16 protein-coding genes are annotated in these 20,184 nt (G+C 60.5%); 6 read left to right on the forward strand and 10 right to left on the reverse strand.

The features are described 5' to 3' along the window. Positions 1-4 precede the first annotated feature (4 nt). Together M2394_RS18405 and M2394_RS18410 are read left to right on the forward strand one after the other, a co-directional pair. Positions 5-574, forward strand: a complete 570-nt coding sequence (locus M2394_RS18405) for a CsiV family protein (protein WP_178921497.1) — start codon at positions 5-7, stop codon at positions 572-574. Between the two features lie 9 nt (positions 575-583). Then, complete coding sequence (locus M2394_RS18410) at positions 584-3,274, forward strand: DEAD/DEAH box helicase (protein WP_259173436.1); 2,691 nt, start codon at positions 584-586, stop codon at positions 3,272-3,274. Between the two features lie 112 nt (positions 3,275-3,386). Here the strand turns inward: M2394_RS18410 and nagZ are convergent, their stop codons facing one another. Both nagZ and M2394_RS18420 read right to left on the reverse strand, forming a co-directional pair. Beyond that, positions 3,387-4,397, reverse strand: coding sequence for a beta-N-acetylhexosaminidase (gene nagZ, locus M2394_RS18415; RefSeq protein ID WP_178921501.1), 1,011 nt, complete (start codon positions 4,395-4,397; stop codon positions 3,387-3,389). Between the two features lie 154 nt (positions 4,398-4,551). Continuing rightward, complete coding sequence (locus M2394_RS18420; protein ID WP_176995342.1) at positions 4,552-5,259, reverse strand: TetR/AcrR family transcriptional regulator; 708 nt, start codon at positions 5,257-5,259, stop codon at positions 4,552-4,554. Between the two features lie 263 nt (positions 5,260-5,522). On the opposite strand from M2394_RS18420, the gene lexA reads away from it, so the two are divergent. Beyond that, entirely contained in the window at positions 5,523-6,131 is a 609-nt protein-coding gene (gene lexA, locus M2394_RS18425; protein WP_003172575.1) for a transcriptional repressor LexA, read from the forward strand. A 10-nt stretch (positions 6,132-6,141) separates the two neighbouring features. Then, entirely contained in the window at positions 6,142-6,615 is a 474-nt protein-coding gene (gene sulA / locus M2394_RS18430) for an SOS-induced cell division inhibitor SulA (RefSeq protein ID WP_259173438.1), read from the forward strand. 273 nt (positions 6,616-6,888) lie between these two features. Here the strand turns inward: sulA and M2394_RS18435 are convergent, their stop codons facing one another. The 7 genes from M2394_RS18435 to M2394_RS18465 all read right to left on the reverse strand — a co-directional run bounded on the left by M2394_RS18435 (position 6,889) and on the right by M2394_RS18465 (position 15,460). Next, on the reverse strand, positions 6,889-7,122 hold the full coding sequence (locus M2394_RS18435; protein WP_259173439.1) for a hypothetical protein: 234 nt from the start codon (positions 7,120-7,122) through the stop codon (positions 6,889-6,891). Between the two features lie 201 nt (positions 7,123-7,323). After that, entirely contained in the window at positions 7,324-7,845 is a 522-nt protein-coding gene (locus M2394_RS18440; protein WP_259173440.1) for a DUF6586 family protein, read from the reverse strand. 217 nt (positions 7,846-8,062) lie between these two features. Then, on the reverse strand, positions 8,063-10,684 hold the full coding sequence (gene topA, locus M2394_RS18445; protein WP_178921504.1) for a type I DNA topoisomerase: 2,622 nt from the start codon (positions 10,682-10,684) through the stop codon (positions 8,063-8,065). A gap of 114 nt (positions 10,685-10,798) precedes the next feature. Then, a complete protein-coding gene (locus M2394_RS18450) occupies positions 10,799-11,035 on the reverse strand; it encodes a DUF1653 domain-containing protein (protein ID WP_028619417.1) in 237 nt (78 codons plus the stop codon). Between the two features lie 97 nt (positions 11,036-11,132). Beyond that, the gene (gene fadA, locus M2394_RS18455) at positions 11,133-12,308 is read right to left on the reverse strand and encodes an acetyl-CoA C-acyltransferase FadA (RefSeq protein ID WP_259173442.1); all 1,176 of its coding nucleotides are present in this window, start codon (positions 12,306-12,308) and stop codon (positions 11,133-11,135) included. A 29-nt stretch (positions 12,309-12,337) separates the two neighbouring features. Then, positions 12,338-14,485 (reverse strand): fatty acid oxidation complex subunit alpha FadB, encoded by a 2,148-nt coding sequence (gene fadB / locus M2394_RS18460; protein ID WP_178921506.1) that lies wholly within the window; start codon positions 14,483-14,485, stop codon positions 12,338-12,340. 537 nt (positions 14,486-15,022) lie between these two features. Then, positions 15,023-15,460: a hypothetical protein gene (locus tag M2394_RS18465; protein WP_259173446.1), complete on the reverse strand. Its 438-nt coding sequence runs from the start codon at positions 15,458-15,460 to the stop codon at positions 15,023-15,025. 106 nt (positions 15,461-15,566) lie between these two features. On the opposite strand from M2394_RS18465, the gene M2394_RS18470 reads away from it, so the two are divergent. Next, entirely contained in the window at positions 15,567-16,007 is a 441-nt protein-coding gene (locus tag M2394_RS18470) for a universal stress protein (protein WP_178921512.1), read from the forward strand. Positions 16,008-16,104: 97 nt separating this feature from the next. Here the strand turns inward: M2394_RS18470 and M2394_RS18475 are convergent, their stop codons facing one another. Further along, entirely contained in the window at positions 16,105-18,027 is a 1,923-nt protein-coding gene (locus tag M2394_RS18475; RefSeq protein ID WP_178921514.1) for an ATP-binding cassette domain-containing protein, read from the reverse strand. A gap of 213 nt (positions 18,028-18,240) precedes the next feature. Here M2394_RS18475 and M2394_RS18480 point away from each other — a divergent pair, with 213 nt between their 5' ends. After that, the gene (locus M2394_RS18480; protein ID WP_259173448.1) at positions 18,241-20,169 is read left to right on the forward strand and encodes a transglycosylase SLT domain-containing protein; all 1,929 of its coding nucleotides are present in this window, start codon (positions 18,241-18,243) and stop codon (positions 20,167-20,169) included. The last annotated feature ends 15 nt before the right edge of the window (positions 20,170-20,184 follow it).

The raw sequence follows: 20,184 nt of genomic DNA on the forward strand, positions 1-20,184 counted from the left end.
CCCAATGCGCCTGTTCCGCATGTTGAGCCTGTTGTTGGTGGTCGTGGCGCCGGCGGCCTTTGCCGACAGCCCGTACCAGGTGGAAATGATCCTGGTGCGCCAGAACGCAGAGCCGGTGATCAACAGCCGTGCCGCGCCGGAAAACTGGGATGCCGGCGCCGCGCGCCTGGGCACCGATAAAATGAGCCCGCCGCGCCTGAACAACATTGTCGACAAACTCAGTGCCGACAACAGCTATACCGTGCTGGCGCACAAGGCCTGGGAACAGACTCTGGGCGACCAGCCGGTGAAAGTCGCGATCACCGACGGTGCGGAGCAGTTCGGCCAGTTCCCGATCGAAGGGGTGTTGAGCCTGCAACTGGGCCGCTTTACCGATATCGATGCCGACTTCTGGATCAATCAGTTCGACAGCAACGGCAGCGTGGTCGCCAGCGAACACCTGAGTCAGAAAGACGTACGCACCAAGAACAACCAGCTCAATTACCTGGACGGCGGCCACCTGGCGCTGCTGATCAAGATCACTTCGCTCACCGCCAAACCGCCCAGCGCACCCCCGCCCGACATCCAGGACTGATCCAGCACCATGCCCCTGACGTCGTCCTTGACCAAACCCCTGGCCCCTTCGTGGGCCAATCGCTTTAAAGAGCAAAGCCTTGAGCGTGGCCGGCGCTATGCCCTGGAAAACCGGGTGCGCATTGTCGAGTCCGGTGACAGCACCATCGTCGCCAGTTGCGAAGGCTCGGGCGGCAATGTGTATCGGCAGACCATTTCGCTGCGCGAGTCGGCCAAGGGCACGTTGATTCTGGTGGACAGCCGCTGTACCTGCCCGGTGCACACCAACTGCAAACATATCGCCGCGGTGCTGCTCAAGATCCAGGAAACCCTGGCCTACCCAGCCGCCGCCCAGGATGCCGAGCTGCTGGAGAAACTCCAGGCGGTGCTGGATAACCGCGTGGTGTTGCCGCAAGTGGTGATGGAGGACGTGTTGCCGGTGCCGCGCCTGTGGATGGCCAGCGTGGAGTTCAGCGCGTTTGAACCGCGCAACGGCAAGATGCAGCGCTACATCCAGCACCGCGCGGCGCTGTCGTTCAACTACCTGGGCAACTATGTCAGCGGGCAGAAAAATGCCGACATCATCGTGCGCCAGGAAACCCAGAGCCTGCGGATCAAGCGCCATCCCGAACTGGAACAACCCTATCGCGAACAGCTGCGCCAGCTGGGGTTCAAGATCGCCACGCGCCAGAGCAAAGCCCTGCCGGAAAGTGCCGGCGAGCTGTTCGAGATGGTCAATGACAGTGCCTGGCTGAACTTCACGCTCAACGCCTCGCCGGGTTTACGCGCCGAGGGTTGGGAGCTGCAGATCGATGAGGACTTCGGTTTCGACCTGAGCGCCGTCGATGACTGGTACGCCACGGTCGATGACGGGCCAGAGCGCGACTGGTTCGACCTGGAACTGGGGATCATCGTCAACGGCGAGCGGCTGAGCCTGTTGCCGATCCTGCTGAACCTGATGCGCTCCCACACCGAGATCCTCAACCCCGAGAAACTGGCGCGACGCCGCGATGACGAGCTGATCCTGGTGAACATCCCGGGCCTGCCCAATGGTCACGGTCCGATACAGGTCGCGTTGCCCTACGGCCGCCTGAAACCGGTGCTGGCCACCCTCGGCGAGTTTTACCTGCAGGAGTCGGGTACCACGGCTTTGCGGCTGGCCAAGGCCGATGCGATCCGGCTGAACCCACTGGAAGACCTGCCTCTGCAATGGGAAGGTGGCGAGAAGATCCGCAACTTTGCCCAGCGCCTGCGGGATATCAGGGACTTCACCTGCGTGGCGCCCGAAGGCTTGAACGCCACCTTGCGCCCTTACCAACTGGAAGGTTTGAGCTGGATGCAGTCACTGCGCCAGTTGGATGTCGGTGGGATTCTTGCGGATGACATGGGCCTGGGTAAGACCCTGCAAACCCTGGCGCATATTCTCACGGAGAAAGCCGCTGGGCGCCTCGACCGTCCTTGCATGGTGGTGATGCCTACCAGCCTGATCCCCAACTGGCTCGACGAAGCAGCGCACTTCACCCCGCAACTCAAGGTGCAGGCGTTGTATGGCGCCGGGCGTAAGAAACATTTCGCTAACCTGCAGGATTACGACCTGCTGTTGACCACCTACGCGCTGCTGCCCAAGGACATCGAACAACTCGCCGCCCTGCCCTTGCACGTGCTGATCCTTGATGAGGCCCAGTACATCAAGAACCCGTCGAGCAAGGCGGCCCAGGCCGCGCGTGAACTGAATGCGCGGCAGCGTTTGTGCCTGAGTGGTACGCCGCTGGAAAACCACTTGGGTGAGTTGTGGTCGCTGTTTCACTTCCTTCTGCCGGGCTGGCTGGGCGACGTGAAAAGCTTCAACCGCGATTACCGCGTGCCGATCGAAAAACGCGCCAGTGATGTGCGATTGCAGCACCTGAACGGTCGGATCAAGCCGTTCCTGTTGCGCCGCACCAAGGAACAAGTGGCCACCGAGCTGCCGCCCAAGACCGAAATCATCCACTGGGTCGACCTCAACGAAGCCCAGCGCGATGTGTATGAAACCATGCGCCTGGCCATGGATAAGAAGGTGCGCGACGAGATCACCCGCAAGGGCGTGGCACGCAGCCAGATCATCATTCTTGAGGCGCTGCTGAAGCTGCGCCAGGTGTGCTGCGACTTGCGGCTGGTCAACGATGCCACCCTGCCCGCCCGTGGCAGCAGCTCGGGCAAGCTCGACAGCTTGATGGAAATGCTTGAAGAGTTGTTTGCGGAAGGCCGGCGGATCCTGCTGTTTTCCCAGTTCACCTCAATGCTGAGCCTGATCGAAGCCGAGTTGAAAAAACGTGGCGTGGCCTACGCACTCCTGACGGGCCAGACCCGGGATCGGCGCACGCCAGTGAAGGATTTCCAGAGCGGCAAGCTGCAGATTTTTCTGATCAGCCTGAAGGCCGGTGGTGTGGGCTTGAACCTGACCGAAGCCGACACGGTGATCCACTACGACCCCTGGTGGAACCCGGCCACGGAAAACCAGGCGACTGACCGGGCGTACCGCATTGGCCAGGAGAAGCCGGTGTTCGTGTACAAGATGATTGCGCGCGGGACCGTGGAGGAGAAAATCCAGCACCTGCAGAAGGAAAAGTCCGACTTGGCAGCGGGCGTGCTGGATGGGCGTACTACCGGAGACTGGCAGCTGGGCAACGAGGATATTGAAGCGTTGTTTGCGCCGTTGCCCCACAAACAGGAAAAGCGCTGACTGTCAGATCGCTATCGCAGGCAAGCCAGCTCCCACAGGTGACCGCGTTTCTTCAAGATAACTGCGGTCGAATGTGGGAGCTGGCTTGCCTGCGATGGGCGCACCGCGGTTTTCAGCCGATCAACTGCGCTTCACGCAGCGCGGTAACTGCCGCCAACCAACGCGGATCCTGCTTGTAGTCCGTCGACGCCATCGCCTGGCCGCGCATCCGCGCGATTCGAGCCGATGGCTTGACCTTCATACGCTGGGCGGCGGTCAACGCCAGTTCTGCAGCCGCGCGATCATTGCACACCAACCCCATATCACAACCCGCCGTCAACGCTGCCTCAATCCGGCTGGCCGCATCACCGACCACATGCGCCCCCGCCATCGACAGGTCATCACTGAAAATCACCCCGTCGAACTGCAATTCACCACGCAGGATGTCCTGCAGCCAGCGGCGCGAGAAGCCTGCCGGCTGCGCATCAACCTGCGGATAGATCACATGCGCCGGCATCACTGCCGCCAACTGCTGGCTCAGGCGTGCGAAAGGCACCAGGTCATTCGCACGAATCTCTTCCAGGCTGCGCTCGTCATTGGGAATGGCCACGTGGGAATCGGCCTCGGCCCAGCCATGTCCTGGGAAATGCTTGCCGGTGGCGGCCATGCCGGCGCTGTTCATGCCACGAATGAACGCGCCAGCCAACAGCGCTGCGCGTTCCGGGTCGCCTTCGAAGGAACGGGTGCCCACCACCGCGCTACGCTGGTAATCCAGGTCAAGCACGGGGGCGAAGCTCAGGTCCAGGCCCACGGCCAGCACTTCGGTCGCCATGATCCAGCCACACTGCTCAGCCAGGTATTCAGCGTTGGGGTTATCCGCCAGCGCACGCATCGCCGGCAAGCGCACGAAGCCCTGGCGCAGACGCTGCACGCGGCCGCCTTCCTGGTCGACGGCCAACAGCAGGTCCGGGCGCACCGCACGAATGGCCGCGCTCAGTTCCCGCACCTGGCGTGGATGCTCGATATTGCGTGCAAAAATGATCAGCCCGCCCACTTCCGGCTGGCGCAACAGGTGGCGATCCTCGGACGTCAGCCAGGTGCCGGCAACGTCGACCATCAATGAACCTTGCAGGGCAGCAGTCATAAACCTTCCTTAAATAACGCACACAACCCGTTGCCCTCACCTGGCGCCATTATCAATGGGGGCTCGGTGAGAACAACGGGTTGCGAGTAAATAGCTGAATTCGGCATGGGCGGCTAGCTTAGCGGATGCAAGCGGCCGCGCACACCCGGGTCGATCACGCCTTGGCGACAGCCGGTGTCGATTTGCTGCGCGGGCGCAACTGGGCGGCGGCCATGGCCGGATCGGTGACGCCGGTTTCGGCACGCATCCCGGCGGCGAGAAACGGCACCATCAGGCGCATGACCTGCTCAATGGAGGTGTTGACGCCGAAATCGGTCTCGGCAATTGCACGCAGCGCCTTGATCCCGGACATGCTGAAAGCTGCGGCGCCGAGCATGAAGTGCACACGCCAGAACAGCTCAATCGGAGGAATACGCGGCGCGGCTTCGTTGACCAGCAGCATATAACGGCGGAAAACCTTGCCGTACATATCTTCCAGGTAACGCCGCAAGTGCCCCTGGCTTTGGCTGAACGCCAGGCCCAATAGGCGCATGAAGATCGACAGGTCGTTACCGCTGCGCGGCTGGACTACCAAGGCTTGTTCGACCAGCATTTCCAGCAGGTCTTCCAGGCTTGGCTTGTTGTCGGGCTTGGTCTGGCGACGCTCCAGCTCACGGTCGAGGCTGGCGCAGAACGGCCCCAGGAAGCGCGAGAACACCGCCTGGATCAGGGCCTTTTTCGAGCCGAAATGGTAGTTCACTGCGGCGAGGTTGACCCCGGCCTTGCTGGTGATCAGCCGCAATGAAGTTTCAGCAAATCCTTTTTCCGCGAACAATTGCTCGGCAGCATCGAGAATGCGTTCAACGGTTTCCGACTGGGCCATGGCTACTCCGCCTGACAAACACTTGTTTGAAACATACGTTTCAGGTTGTGTCTTGTCAACCCTGAGGGTCCGTTTTCCGGCCGGGCAGTCATCTATTTCATCACTATTTAATCACATCCGCCGAGGTCTGTAGGCAGCGCTATCCCTGCCTTGCAGGAAGGGTGACGAATGACCGTCCAGCGGAGTGGCCGAAAAGGATGATTGCCAAGTGCAGTTCACTGTATATAATCCCAGTCACTGTATAAAAAGACAGAGCGATCAACATGCTAAAACTGACGCCACGCCAAGCTGAGATTCTGGCTTTTATCAAGCGCTGCCTCGATGACAACGGCTACCCGCCGACACGAGCGGAAATTGCGCTGGAACTGGGGTTCAAGTCCCCCAACGCCGCCGAGGAACACCTCAAGGCCCTCGCCCGCAAAGGCGCGATCGAAATGACTCCGGGGGCTTCACGCGGTATCCGCATCCCTGGCTTCGAAGCCAAGGCCGACGAATCGACACTGCCGATCATCGGTCGCGTCGCAGCCGGTGCGCCGATCCTGGCGCAACAGCACGTCGAAGAGTCATGCAACATCAATCCGACCTTCTTCCATCCTCGCGCCGACTACCTGTTGCGGGTCCATGGCATGAGCATGAAGGACGTGGGCATTTTCGATGGCGACCTCCTGGCCGTCCATACCACCCGCGAAGCCCGCAATGGCCAGATCGTTGTCGCCCGTATCGGCGATGAAGTCACCGTCAAACGCTTCAAGCGTGAAGGCAGCAAGGTCTGGCTGTTGGCCGAGAACCCTGAGTTCGCCCCGATTGAAGTGAACCTGAAAGATCAGGACCTGGTGATCGAAGGCTTGAGCGTCGGCGTTATTCGCCGCTAAAGGAGGCACCATGCAGCTCGTCCATACCCCACAACACACACAACTGTCGCTGTTCGAGGCCTTCATGGCCCAACCCCTTGCGCCCATCCTCAAGGAAACGGTCGAAGCGCCCTGGAGCGCCGAGCCTGAGGCGTTCAGTGAACTGTCGTTGCGCGGTACGGCCGGGAGCTGCCTGAGCCTGCTGGCGCCGGTCCTGCGTGAATTGAGCGAAGAGCAGAATGCGCGCTGGCTGACACTGATCGCCCCACCGGCCAGCCTGACCCAGGCCTGGTTGCGGGACGCGGGCCTCAATCGTGAGCGTATCCTGCTGCTGCAACCCCGCGGCACACAGAGCGCTCAACAATTGACGTGCGAAGCCTTGCGCCTTGGCCGCAGCCACACGGTGGTGAGTTGGTTGAACCCATTGAATGCGACAGCCAAGCAACAGCTGATCAGCGCTGCACGCATGGGTGATGCGCAGAGCTTGAATATTCGATTGGGGTAAACGGGGGCGCTACTGGCGGGCTATTTATCGGGCCTGCCTCGCCCAGGATGCTGTATGCCTCACCCCGGACTGCTTTATACCTCACCGGGTGCTGTATGCCTCACCGGACGCTATATGTCTAGCCGGGTGCTGTAGTGAGCGGGCTTGCCCCGCGCTGGGCTGCGCAGCGGCCCCAAACCAGGCACCGCATAATTTCTGATAGATCGCGTTAATCAATTTGGGGCCGCTGCGCAGCCCAGCGCGGGCCGAGCCCGCCCACCACAACCCGCGTACTTAGTGCAGAACCCGCGACCCCTCTTCTTTCTCCGGCTCGCCTTCAGCCAAACGACCGGCCATCTGCACACCCACGCTCAACATGGCTTTCGCCACTTCCACGTGCTGGCCTTGCAGGAACGCTTTGGCGTCCTCGGAAAAATCCAGAATAACCAGAGAACCCTCGTCCTCTGCCCGGCGCAGCTCGATTCGGCCGTCAGGCAACTCAACAATTTCCAGAAAGGACGTCGGCATAAAAGTCTGTTCTCCACGAAAGGCCGGGATTATATCAGTCATCCACCCGGCCCCGCTGAGGATCTGAAGAGGTTTCTTTACAGCTTGATGAACGGTCCTACCCGCCGACCGACACCTACCACAACCCCCTGCAGGAGCCGGTTTGCCGGCGATGGCGATGCCAAGACCGTCATCGCCGGCAAGCCGGCTCCTACAAAGCCATCAGCATTCGTTCAAGCCTTCGCGAAAGCGCAACGCCATCTTTTTCAGCTCCTGACGCCAGCTCTCCAGCTCTTCCCGGCTCAATGGCTTGGGCTCTTCCTCTTCCACCGCAACCGCGACGATCAACGGTTGCGTCACGTCGCCCTTCGGCACATGAGGAATACGCGGCGGCTGGAACATATCCGCGTGAGCCTTGAGCAAACGCGCGACCCAACTGTCAGGGCTTTGAGCCATTTCCACCAATTCGGCCAGTTCAGGAATCGCCATCGCGTCCAGCACTTCGCGATTCATGATCATTTCTGCACGGGGCGAACCGGCCTGGGGCAATCGATAGAACCCGGCGATTTCATGGCACAGGCCCAGCAAGGCGCCGTACAGATGGAACAAGGCCGCTTCACGTCCCGCCTGGACCAGCGCGATGGCGTTCATCTCCTTCCCTTCCTCGGCACGGCCAAGGGCTTCCAGGGACAAACCCGCGAAGTAAATTTTCTGATTGGTACGGGTATAGAGTTCGTTGGCCATGACGGCAATCTCCACAACGAATAGGCGTGATGCTGGCTTAGGGGCAAGCTTGCTGTGGCGAGGGAGCTTGCTCCCGTTCGACTGCGCAGCAGTCGCGTGCTTTCTTGGGAGAGCCTCGCCCCCAGCGCAAGCAAGCTTGCTCGCCACAATAAGCTCACTCCTGCAACAAGAAAAGGCCGCCTATGCAGGCGGCCTTTGTATTTCGCAGACTAGTCGATCAAGCGCCCTGGCGCTTGTCCTCGACCTTCCACTTGCCGCCGTCGTAGAACGCTTTCCAGCCGGTAGGCTTGCCGTCCACTTCGGTCTGCACGTATTGCTCCTTGGTCTTGCGGCTGTAGCGGATCACCGCCGGACGACCGTCGGGATCCTTCTTCGGCGCTTCGCACAGGAAGTGGTACTTCGGATCGATCTCATCCTTGTGCGGCACGATCTCCAGCACCAGCGGCGCACGGGTCTCGCGGTTTTTCGGGAACTGGCTGGCAGCCAGGAACAGCCCCGAAGCACCGTCGCGCAGGATGTAGGTGTCGTTGACCTTCTCGCACTTGAGCTCAGGCATCTTCACCGGGTCCATCTTCGGCGGCGCCGCATCACCGCTTTTGAGCAGCTTGCGGGTGTTCTTGCACGTCGGGTTGGTGCAACCGAAGAACTTGCCGAAACGGCCGGTCTTGAGCTGCATCTCGCTGCCGCACTTGTCGCACTCCAGGCTCGGGCCTTCATAGCCCTTGATGCGGTAGGTGCCCTCTTCGATCTCGTAGCCGTTGCAGTCCGGGTTGTTACCGCAGATGTGCAGCTTGTGCTTCTCATCCAGCAGGTAGGCGTCCATCGCCGTGCTGCAGATCGGGCAACGGTGCTTCCCACGTAGTACCAGCGACTCGGATTCACCCTCGTCGTCGGCGGCGATCTCATCGCCCGGCACCAGGTTCACGGTGGCCTTGCAACGCTCTTTCGGCGGCAGGCTGTAGCCCGAGCAGCCGAGGAACACGCCGGTGGAAGCGGTACGGATCTGCATCGGACGACCGCAGGTCTGGCACGGGATGTCAGTCATCACCGGCTGGTTGGCGCGCATGCCACTGTCCGGGCTTTCGGCTACTTCGAGTTTTTTCTTGAAGTCACCGTAGAACTCGTCCAGTACGTTTTTCCAGTCGCGTTCGCCCTGGGCCACGTCATCGAGGTTCTCTTCCATGCCGGCCGTGAAGCCGTAGTCCATCAGGTTGGAGAAGCTCTCGGACAGGCGCTCGGTGACGATGTCGCCCATCTTTTCCGAGTAGAAACGACGGTTGTGCAGCGCCACGTAGCCACGGTCCTGGATGGTGGAGATGATGGCCGCATAGGTCGAAGGACGACCGATACCGCGTTTTTCCATCTCTTTGACCAGGCTGGCTTCCGAGTAACGTGCCGGTGGCTTGGTGAAGTGCTGGGACGGGTCGAGCTTGATCAGCTTCAACACATCGCCCTGGGCCATGTCCGGCAGCACGTCGTCATCGCCAGGCTTGGCGATCTGCGGCATCACACGGGTGTAGCCGTCGAACTTGAGGATACGGCCCTTGGCACGCAGCTCGAAGTCGGAGGCCGCCACGGTAACCGTGGTGGACAGGTATTGCGCCGGCAGCATCTGGCAGGCCAGGAACTGGCGCCAGATCAGCTCGTAGAGGCGCTCGGCGTCGCGCTCCATGCCGCTCAGCTTGGCAGGCGTGGTGTTGGCGTCGGAAGGACGAATCGCTTCGTGAGCCTCTTGTGCGCCTTCCTTGCTGCTGTAGACGTTCGGTTTCTCCGGCAGGTACTTCTTGCCGAACTCGCCTTCAATATAAGTACGCGCCATCGCGACCGCGTCCACCGACAGGTTGGTGGAGTCAGTACGCATATACGTGATGTAGCCGGCTTCGTACAAACGCTGGGCCATCATCATGGTTTTCTTCACGCCAAAGCCCAGGCGGTTACTCGCGGCCTGCTGCAGGGTGGAGGTGATGAACGGCGCCGACGGCTTGCTGCTGGTCGGTTTGTCTTCGCGCTTGACGATGCTGTAGCTGGACGCCTTGAGCTTCTCCAGCGCGGCCATGGCCTGGGCTTCGTTCAGCGGCTTGAAGGCCTCGCCTTTTTCGCGGGCCACTTCAAAGCGCACGTTGGCGCCCTTGGCGGTGCCGAGGTCAGCGTGGACTTCCCAGTATTCTTCAGGGATGAACGCACGGATTTCGCGCTCACGCTCCACCACCAGCTTCACGGCAACCGATTGCACGCGGCCGGCCGACAAACCACGGGCGATCTTGGCCCACAGCAATGGCGAGACCATGTAACCCACGACGCGGTCGAGGAAACGACGGGCCTGCTGGGCGTTGACGCGGTCAATGTCCAGCTCGCCCGGCTTGGAGAAAGCTTCCTGGATGGCTTTCTTGGTGATTTCGTTAAACACCACACGCTTGTAGCGGCTGTCATCACCGCCGATGGCTTCCCGCAGGTGCCAGGCAATGGCTTCCCCTTCGCGGTCCAAGTCCGTTGCGAGATAGATGGTGTCGGCATCCTTGGCGAGCCGGCGCAGCTCTTCGATAACCTTTTCCTTGCCCGGAAGGATCTCGTACTTGGCTTTCCAGCCATGATCCGGGTCCACACCCATGCGCGAGACCAGCTGCTTGCGCGCTTTCTCTTTAGGGGTGAGCACCGGACCTTCGCCCGCAGCGGCCTTGCCGCGCTTGGCGGCTGGCTCCTTGCTGGCGCTAGCCGAACCGCTGGTGGGCAGGTCTCGGATATGGCCGATACTCGACTTCACCACGTACTCGTTGCCCAAGTACTTGTTGATGGTCTTGGCCTTAGCCGGGGATTCCACAATGACCAGCGATTTGCCCATGGATCGGAAAATTCCTGAATTCGAGAAGTGAAAGGCAGTTGGCGCCTGTCGCGGCAACGCTATATATAGTGGCAACAAGGTGAGGTCAAGCGCAGCATTCTGCGCGGCCTGCCGTTATTGCCCTGAAAAAAGACTGGGTTCGGCCTGGACCAAAGCAAAGCGCGGGACTTGCTCGCCGTCAACTTCGACGGTCTCCACAAACATGCTCAATGGGCGCACCCAAAAGCCGTAATCGCCATACAGTGCTTGGTAGAACACCACTTCTTCTTCGGTCTCGGAATGCCGCGCCACACTGAAAACACGGTACTGCGGACCTTTATAATGCTGGTAGAGCCCTGGTTCGACTTTCATGCTCTGGCCCTCTTACAAAATTTGTTAAAAAAAAAATACAAAACTGCCAAAAAACAAAAACCGGGGCACTGGGCCCCGGCTTCCGTCAACCCAACGCTTAGACGCGTTCGAAGACGGTGGAAATGCCTTGGCCGAGACCAATGCACATGGTTGCAACCCCGAGGTTGCCGCCATTTTGCTTCATCACGTTAAGCAAAGTGCCAGAAATCCGCGCACCGGAGCAACCGAACGGGTGGCCCAGGGCAATCGCACCGCCGTGCAGGTTAACCTTCTCATTCATCTTGTCGAGCACTTTCAAATCTTTCAGCACTGGCAGGGCCTGTGCGGCGAACGCTTCGTTGAGCTCGAAGAAGTCGATGTCGTTGATGGTCAGGCCTGCGCGCTTCAAGGCTTTTTGTGTGGCCGGTACTGGACCATAGCCCATGATCGCCGGGTCCACACCCGCCACGGCCATCGAACGGATCACGGCCAGCGGCTGGATACCCAGGTCCTGGGCACGCTGCGCCGACATCACGATCATGCACGAGGCACCGTCGGTGATTTGCGACGAAGTACCGGCTGTCACGGTGCCGCCCTTTGGATTGAAGGCTGGCTTCAAGGCCGCCAGGCTTTCCAGGGTGGTGTCCGGACGAATGGTTTCGTCATAGTCGAACAATTTCAGGAAGCCGTTCTCGTCATAGCCGTTCATCGGGATGATTTCATCCTTGAACTTGCCTTCCACGGTCGCCTTGTGGGCGAGCCGGTGGGAACGCAGGCCGAACGCGTCCTGGGCTTCGCGGGTGATGCCGTGCATCTTGCCGAGCATTTCCGCGGTCAGGCCCATCATGCCCGAGGCTTTTGCCGCGTACAGCGACATGTGCGGGTTCGGATCGACGCCGTGCATCATGCTCACGTGGCCCATGTGCTCCACGCCACCGACCACGAACACATCACCGTTGCCGGTCATGATCGCCTGGGCGGCGGTGTGCAGGGCGCTCATCGACGAGCCGCACAGGCGGCTGACGGTCTGGCCAGCAGCCGTGTGCGGGATCTGGGTCATCAGCGACGCCATGCGCGCGATGTTCCAGCCCTGCTCCAGGGTCTGGTTGACGCAGCCCCAGATCACGTCCTCGACTTCGTTAGGGTCGACCTTGGTGTTGCGTTCCAGCACTTTGCTGATCAGGTGCGCCGACATGTCTTCGGCGCGGGTGTTGCGGTGCATGCCGCCCTTGGAGCGGCCCATCGGAGTGCGACCGAAGTCCACAATCACGACGTCTCTTGGATTCAAGCTCATAAATAGTCTCGCTCTAGTCGTTTGGGCGCTTAACCGAAGAAGCTCTGGCCGTTCTTGGCCATTTCACGCAGCTTCGCAGTCGGGTGGTACAGCGGGCCCAAATCAGCGTATTGATCAGCCAGGGCAACGAACTCGGCCACACCGATCGAATCGATGTAACGCAGCGCACCACCACGGAATGGAGGGAAACCAATACCGTACACCAGGCCCATGTCGGCTTCGGCGGCGGTTTCTACGATGCCATCTTCCAGGCAGCGCACGGTTTCCAGGCACAGGGCGATCATCATCCAGTTGATGATGTCTTCGTCCGACACCTCACGCTGCTCGTAGATGACAGGCGCGAGTACTTCGTGAACCGATGGGTCGGCCACTTTCTTCTGCTTGCCCTTCTTGTCGGCCTCATAGGCGTAGAAGCCCTTGCCGTTCTTCTGGCCCAGGCGCTTGGCTTCGTACAGCGCGTCGATCGCCGAGCGGCGGTCGTCTTTCATGCGGTCCGGGAAGCCTTCAGCCATCACGTCGCGCCCATGGTGACCGGTGTCGATACCGACCACGTCCATCAGGTACGCCGGGCCCATTGGCCAGCCGAATTTTTCCATGACCTTGTCGATGCGCACGAAGTCCACACCGGCGCTGACCAGCTTGGCGAAACCGCCGAAGTACGGGAACAGCACGCGGTTGACCAGGAAGCCCGGGCAGTCATTGACCACGATCGGGTTCTTGCCCATTTTCTTGGCGTAGGCAACGGTGGTGGCAACAGCCAGCTCGCTGGACTTCTCGCCACGGATCACTTCCACCAGCGGCATCATGTGCACCGGGTTGAAGAAGTGCATGCCGACGAAGTTTTCCGGACGCTTGAGGGCCTTGGCCAGCAGCGAGATGGAAATGGTCGAGGTGTTGGAGGCCAGGATGGTGTCATCTTTGACCTGGGCTTCCACTTCAGCCAGTACGGCCTGTTTGACCTTCGGATTCTCGACAACCGCTTCGACCACCAGGTCGACGTGGCCGAAATCGCCGTAGGACAGCGTAGGACGAATACCGTTAAGCACTTCAGCCATCTTCGCGGCGGTCATGCGACCTTTGTCCACGCGGCCGACCAGCAGCTTGGCGGCTTCCGCCAGGCCTTGCTCGATGCCGTGCTCGTTGATGTCTTTCATCAGGATCGGCGTGCCTTTGGACGCCGACTGGTAGGCGATACCGCCGCCCATGATACCGGCGCCGAGTACGGCAGCCTGTTTCACGTCGCGGGCGATTTCGTCGTAGGCCTTGGCCTTTTTCTTCAGTTCCTGATCGTTCAGGAACAGGCCAATCAGGCTCTGGGCAGCGGAGGTTTTCGCCAGTTTGACGAAACCAGCGGCTTCCACTTCCAGGGCTTTGTCGCGACCGAAGTTCGCGGCTTTCTGGATGGTCTTGATCGCTTCAACCGGCGCCGGGTAGTTCGGGCCGGCCTGACCTGCCACGAAACCTTTGGCGGTTTCGAACGACATCATTTGTTCGATGGCGTTGAGCTTGAGCTTTTCCAGCTTCGGCTGGCGCTTGGCCTTGTAGTCAAATTCGCCGCTGATGGCGCCCTTGATCAGGTTCAGTGCGGCTTCGGCCAGCTTGTCCGGAGCAACCACAGCGTCGACAGCACCGACTTTCAGTGCGTCTTCAGCCTTGTTTTCCTTGCCGGCGGCAATCCACTCGATGGCGTTGTCGGCACCGATCAGGCGCGGCAGGCGCACGGTGCCGCCGAAACCTGGGTAGATGCCCAGCTTGACTTCAGGCAGGCCGATCTTGGCCGTGGCCGACATCACGCGGAAGTCGGCTGCCAGGCACATTTCCAGGCCGCCACCCAACGCGATGCCGTTGATCGCGGCGACGGTGGGTACGTTGAGGTCTTCGAAATCGCTGAAAATCTTGTTGGCTTCGAGGTTGCCAGCCACCAGCTCGGCATCGGGCAGCTTGAAGTTGTCGACGAATTCGGTGATGTCAGCGCCGACGATGAACACGTCCTTGCCGCTGGAGACGATCACGCCCTTGACCGAAGCATCTGCTTTGATGGTGTCTACGGCCTGACGCAGTTCGTTCAGGGTTAGACGGTTGAACTTGTTGACGGACTCACCCTTGAGGTCGAATTTCAATTCGACGATGCCACTTTCAAGAGCCTTAACCGTGATGGCTTTACCTTCGTAAATCATCAACTGATCTCCACGATATGGAAGCTGAACAGTACACACTGGACGCTGGCCTCTGGTTGGACATTGATGATTTGGTCAATGTTCACGCCAATCCGCCAGGCACACCCGCCAATGCGATAGTCGGGGTTCTGTATGAGCAGTCTGACAGACAAACGCTCAATTCATACGCCCGTTTGATTTGGGTACGCCACCTTCATCCAATTCCGGGCAATTGTCAATCGCTCCAAAGGCTAGGAAAAACGCGACTTTCCAGTCATTTCAGAACCCCAACCATAGGCCCGCGCCTCGTCAATATTCAAATATTCACGAAATCAATAATGGAAAAGATGTGGGAAAAGGCTGTACAGAACGGGATATCCGGCTAGGCTAGCCGCAACCGTAGCGCGCCGTGATGAACATCCGACGCGTGAAACACAGATTTACCGGCCTGCCTGGCCAACTCCAGCCCGATGATGATGTCGGGCTTTTTATTGCCCGCGGTTTCCCCAGGATTGGCGGGCTCCTACAGGGAGTTATTCCAGGCCGCCAGTGTCCGTATCAGGCCAGGGCCCTGAGCAAGGTATCGATGTCCTTCAACACGCTCGCTTCGCCCTTCTCGCCCCAATACAGGGCGATCATCTGCTTATCGGCCTCGATCTTGTAGACGTTGGCGGGCAGCGTTGCAAAATGCGGCAACAACTTCTCATCCACGCAGACTTCGCGCCATTGGTTGACCCACACCCCTGGCTCCAGCTGCCAGTAACTCCAGGTCGCCGGCGTGCTGCCCCGTCGTGGCCGGCAGTACTGCGCACACGGGCTGGGCGGCTCCTGTTTGAGCCAGTGCGGCCACTCCTGGGGCGCCAATTGCATGGCCAGGCCGATGCGGCGGGCTTCCATGCGCAAGGCCATGCGCCCGCTCTGATGGCGCGACGGGCGCAGCCATGCCAAGGGGCTCAGAACCACCACAAGGATTGACACCACTATCCAGACCGTCATATGTGTACTCCCGAATTTCTAGATGAGCGGATTTGATCTGACGCAACCCCATCCGCTTGAAAGCAGCCATACTGAACTTATTGCAGTCCCTCTGGAGGAACGCCTCATGCCCTACCAACATATTCTGGTCGCTGTCGACCTGACCGAAGAGTGCGACCCAGTGATCAAGCGCGCGCAGGAATCCGCAATCGCCAATGGCGCCATACTGTCGCTGGTGCATATCGTCGAGCCCATGGCCATGGCCTTTGGGGGTGACGTGCCGATGGACCTTTCCCAGTTGCAGCAACAACAATTCGACCAGGCCAAAGAGCGCCTTGACCGTTTGATTCTCAAATACCCGCACCTGAAAAAGGATGATTGCCACCTGACTTACGGCCAACCGCGTCAGGAAATCCACCACCTGGCCAAGGAAAAAGCTTGCGACCTGATCGTGGTCGGCAGCCACGGCCGCCATGGTCTGGCGCTGCTGCTGGGCTCTACCGCCAATGACGTACTGCACGGCGCACCGTGTGATGTGCTGGCCGTCAAGCTGGTCAAGGCCCCTTAAGCCCTACCAAGCTCCCACATTTTTTGATCGCGTTTCATATAAAAAGCCCGGCGTTCATACGAATGAACGCCGGGCTTTTTTAATGCACTGGAATCAATCAGGCATCCAGCTCAGCCCAACGCTCCACCAGCGCTTCCAACTCCTGGTTCAGCGTCTCCAGGGAAGCAATCACCTTGGCAGTTTCCGCCGCAGGACGCAGGTAGAAACCCGCGTCAGCCATTTCGGCTTCTACCGCAGCAATCTGCTGCTCCTTGGCGTCGATATCACCCGGCAAGGCTTCCAGCTCGCGCTGCAGCTTGTAGCTGAGCTTTTTCTTGCCCGCCGGCGCGGCTTCTGCAACCGGAGCCGGCGCAGCAGCCACCGGAGCCACCACTGCCGAGTTCAAATCGGCCTTGCCGGATTTGCTTTCGGTGACGCCCAACAGGCGCGGCGAACCACCCTGGCGCAGCCAGTCCTGATAACCGCCCACGTATTCACGCACCTTGCCTTCACCTTCGAAGACCAGGGTGCTGGTCACCACGTTGTCGAGGAATGCCCGGTCGTGGCTCACCATCAACACGGTACCGTTGAAGGTCAGCAGCACCTCCTCCAGCAATTCAAGGGTTTCCACGTCGAGGTCGTTGGTCGGTTCGTCGAGGACCAGCAGGTTGGCCGGCTTGCTGAACAACTTGGCCAGCAACAGGCGCGCACGCTCGCCACCGGACAAGGCTTTCACTGGCGTGCGCGCACGCTGCGGGCTGAACAGGAAGTCGCCTAGGTAGCTGAGCACGTGGCGGCTCTGGCCGTCGATGTCGATGAAGTCGCGGCCTTCGGCGACGTTGTCGATCACGGTCTTTTCCAGGTCCAGTTGATGGCGCAACTGGTCGAAGTAGGCCACATCGATCTTGGTGCCCTCCTCAACCTTGCCGCTGGTCGGTTGCAGGCCACTGAGCATCAGCTTGAGCAGGGTGGTCTTGCCGGTGCCGTTGGCGCCCAGCAAGCCGATGCGGTCGCCGCGCTGCAGGACCATGGAGAAGTCCTTGATCAGGAACGGGCCATCCGGGTGATGGAAGCTGACGTTTTCCAGCACCATCACTTGCTTGCCCGACTTCTCGGCGGTATCCAGCTGGATATTCGCCTTGCCGGTACGCTCGCGGCGCTCGCTGCGCTCAACCCGCAGGGCTTTCAAGGCACGTACACGGCCCTCGTTACGGGTGCGACGGGCCTTGATGCCCTGGCGGATCCAGACTTCTTCCTGGGCCAGTTTCTTGTCGAACAGCGCGTTGGCGGTTTCTTCAGCGGCCAGCGCGGCCTCTTTGTGCACCAGGAAGCTGGCGTAGTCGCCGTTCCAGTCGATCAAGCCGCCGCGATCCAGTTCGAGGATGCGCGTGGCCAGGTTCTGCAGGAAGGAACGGTCATGCGTGATGAACAGCACGGCGCCCTGGAAGTCCTTGAGGGCTTCTTCCAACCAGGCGATCGCGCCGATGTCCAGGTGGTTGGTCGGTTCGTCGAGCAGCAGCAGGTCCGGCTCGGACACCAGGGCCTGGGCCAGCAGCACACGGCGGCGCCAGCCACCGGACAACTCGGCGAGGGTCTTGTCGGCCGGCAGTTGCAGGCGGCTCAGGGTGCTGTCCACCAGTTGCTGCAGGCGCCAGCCGTCGCGGGCTTCGAGGTCCTGCTGGACGTGCATCAGCTTGTCCAGGTCTTCCTCGGTGACGCAGTGCTGCGCCAGGTGATGGTATTCGGCGAGCAAGGCGCCGACACCGTCGAGGCCTTCGGCAACCACGTCGAACACGGTCCGTCCGTCGGCCACCGGCAATTCTTGCGGCAACTCGCCGATCTTGAGGCCCGGCGCGCGCCACACAGAGCCGTCATCGGGCTTCTGGTCGCCTTTGACCAGCTTCATCATGCTGGACTTGCCGGTGCCGTTGCGGCCGATGATGCACACCCGCTCACCACGGGCGATCTGCCAGGACACCTTGTCCAACAACGGCATAGCGCCGAAAGCAAGGGACACATCGCTGAATTTGAGCAGGGTCATACGCTTCTCCAAAAACTGGGCGCGCATTCTACCTGAGTTGAGGGTGGGATGCGGCCAGCATTTTCATGGGCGACATGTTCTGTAGGACATTTCCCATCAAGCTGAACGAACCGGCCGGCAAAGCTTTCGCACGCGTCGGGCAAAAGGCTAAGCTAGGGGCAATCAGTGTCGGCGGTGCCGGTGCTAGTCGTGATTTCTCTGCACGGACGTCTCATGCGCAGTCGCCTTTTCAATTTTTTGTCTTGTCTGATTCTTTCCGCCACCGCCGTTCAATCCGCCCAGGCCGTGGACCTCACCACCCAACGTCAATATTACGATGAAGCCAAACGCGCTTTGGCCAAAGGCGACAGCGGCCCCTACATGCAATACAGCGCCGCCTTGGCCGACTACCCGCTCACGCCGTACCTGGCCTACGACGAGCTGACTGCCCGCCTGAAAACCGCGAGCAACGAGGAAATCGAACAATTCCTTGCCAAGAACGGCGACCTGCCCCAGGCCAACTGGATGAAGCTGCGCTGGCTGCGTTGGTTATCCGACCGTGGCGATTGGCAGACCTTTGAAAAGTACTACGACGCCAAGCTCAATTTCGTCGAGCTGGACTGCCTTCACGCTCAGTACCAGCTCACCCACAACTTGAAAGCCGAAGGCTACAAAAACACCGAAAAACTCTGGCTCACCGGCAAATCCCAACCGGCCGCCTGCGACGCCACCTTCGGTCAATGGGCCGCTGATGGCCAGCTCACCGAACAGAAAATCTGGGACCGCGCCAAGCTCGCTGCCGAAGCGCGCAACTACGCACTGGCCAACAGCCTGGTGAAAACCCTGCCGACCCTCGGCGCCCAAGGCCGCCTGATGGTGGACGTGGCGCAGAATCCCAACCTGCTCGGCGACCCGTCGCGTTTCCTGCCGGCCAACGAGGCCATGTCCGACGCCGTGGGCCTGGGCCTGCGCCGCCTGGCGCGCCAGGACCCGGACAAGGCCATGGCCCTGCTCGACGGCTACGCCAGCAGCATGCACTTCTCCCGTGACGAAAAAGTGTCGATCGCCCGGGAAATCGGCCTGACCCTGGCCCGTCGCTATGACCCCCGCGCCTTGGACGTGATGACCCAGTACGACCCGGAACTGCGTGACAACACCGTGTCCGAATGGCGCCTGCGCCTGCTCTTGCGCCTGGCCCGTTGGGAAGATGCCTACCAGTTGACCCGCAAGCTCCCACAGGACCTGGCCACCACCAACCGCTGGCGATACTGGCAGGCCCGCAGCCTGGAACTGGCCGAACCGAAAAACCCACAGGCCCTGGTGCTGTACAAAAACGTGGCCAAGGAACGGGACTTCTATGGCTTCCTCGCCGCCGACCGTTCCAAATCGCCGTACCAGCTGACCAACAAGCCGCTGGTCATGAGCCAGGCCTTGATGAACAAGGTGCGCAACACCCCTGGCGTACGTCGCGCCCTGGAGTTCTACGCCCGTGGCCAAGTAGTGGATGGCCGCCGTGAGTGGTACCACGTCAGCCGTCACTTCAACCGCGATGAGATGGTCGCCCAGGCCAAGCTGGCCTACGACATGAAGTGGTACTTCCCGGCGATCCGCACCATCAGCCAGGCGCAGTACTGGGATGACCTGGACATTCGTTTCCCGATGGCCCACCGCGACACACTGGTGCGTGAAGCCAAGGTGCGTGGCCTGCATTCCAGCTGGGTATTTGCCATCACCCGCCAGGAAAGCGCCTTCATGGACGACGCCCGCTCCGGCGTAGGCGCCAGCGGCCTGATGCAACTGATGCCCGGCACCGCCAAGGAAACCGCACGCAAGTTCAGCATCCCCCTGGCCTCCCCGGCTCAGGTACTCGACCCGGACAAGAACATCCAGCTCGGCGCCGCCTACCTCAGCCAGGTGCACAGCCAGTTCAACGGCAACCGCGTGCTCGCCTCCGCCGCCTACAACGCCGGCCCCGGCCGCGTGCGCCAATGGCTGCGCGGTGCCGACCACCTGAGTTTCGACGTATGGGTGGAGAGCATTCCGTTCGACGAAACCCGCCAATACGTGCAGAACGTGCTGTCTTATTCGGTGATCTACGGGCAGAAGCTCAATTCGCCGCAGCCGTTGGTGGATTGGCATGAGCGGTATTTTGACGATCAGTAAGGCGTAGCCCCGACA

This window comes from Pseudomonas sp. BIGb0164 (genome assembly GCF_024810135.1).
Classification (GTDB): domain Bacteria; phylum Pseudomonadota; class Gammaproteobacteria; order Pseudomonadales; family Pseudomonadaceae; genus Aquipseudomonas.

Coding starts and splice junctions, on each gene's coding strand:
- M2394_RS18405 (WP_178921497.1), top strand. CDS start 5: ATGCGCCTGTTCCGCATGTTGAGCCTGTTGTTGGTGGTCGTGGCGCCG.
- M2394_RS18410 (WP_259173436.1), top strand. CDS start 584: ATGCCCCTGACGTCGTCCTTGACCAAACCCCTGGCCCCTTCGTGGGCC.
- nagZ (WP_178921501.1), bottom strand. CDS start 4,397: ATGACTGCTGCCCTGCAAGGTTCATTGATGGTCGACGTTGCCGGCACC.
- M2394_RS18420 (WP_176995342.1), bottom strand. CDS start 5,259: ATGGCCCAGTCGGAAACCGTTGAACGCATTCTCGATGCTGCCGAGCAA.
- lexA (WP_003172575.1), top strand. CDS start 5,523: ATGCTAAAACTGACGCCACGCCAAGCTGAGATTCTGGCTTTTATCAAG.
- sulA (WP_259173438.1), top strand. CDS start 6,142: ATGCAGCTCGTCCATACCCCACAACACACACAACTGTCGCTGTTCGAG.
- M2394_RS18435 (WP_259173439.1), bottom strand. CDS start 7,122: ATGCCGACGTCCTTTCTGGAAATTGTTGAGTTGCCTGACGGCCGAATC.
- M2394_RS18440 (WP_259173440.1), bottom strand. CDS start 7,845: ATGGCCAACGAACTCTATACCCGTACCAATCAGAAAATTTACTTCGCG.
- topA (WP_178921504.1), bottom strand. CDS start 10,684: ATGGGCAAATCGCTGGTCATTGTGGAATCCCCGGCTAAGGCCAAGACC.
- M2394_RS18450 (WP_028619417.1), bottom strand. CDS start 11,035: ATGAAAGTCGAACCAGGGCTCTACCAGCATTATAAAGGTCCGCAGTAC.
- fadA (WP_259173442.1), bottom strand. CDS start 12,308: ATGAGCTTGAATCCAAGAGACGTCGTGATTGTGGACTTCGGTCGCACT.
- fadB (WP_178921506.1), bottom strand. CDS start 14,485: ATGATTTACGAAGGTAAAGCCATCACGGTTAAGGCTCTTGAAAGTGGC.
- M2394_RS18465 (WP_259173446.1), bottom strand. CDS start 15,460: ATGACGGTCTGGATAGTGGTGTCAATCCTTGTGGTGGTTCTGAGCCCC.
- M2394_RS18470 (WP_178921512.1), top strand. CDS start 15,567: ATGCCCTACCAACATATTCTGGTCGCTGTCGACCTGACCGAAGAGTGC.
- M2394_RS18475 (WP_178921514.1), bottom strand. CDS start 18,027: ATGACCCTGCTCAAATTCAGCGATGTGTCCCTTGCTTTCGGCGCTATG.
- M2394_RS18480 (WP_259173448.1), top strand. CDS start 18,241: ATGCGCAGTCGCCTTTTCAATTTTTTGTCTTGTCTGATTCTTTCCGCC.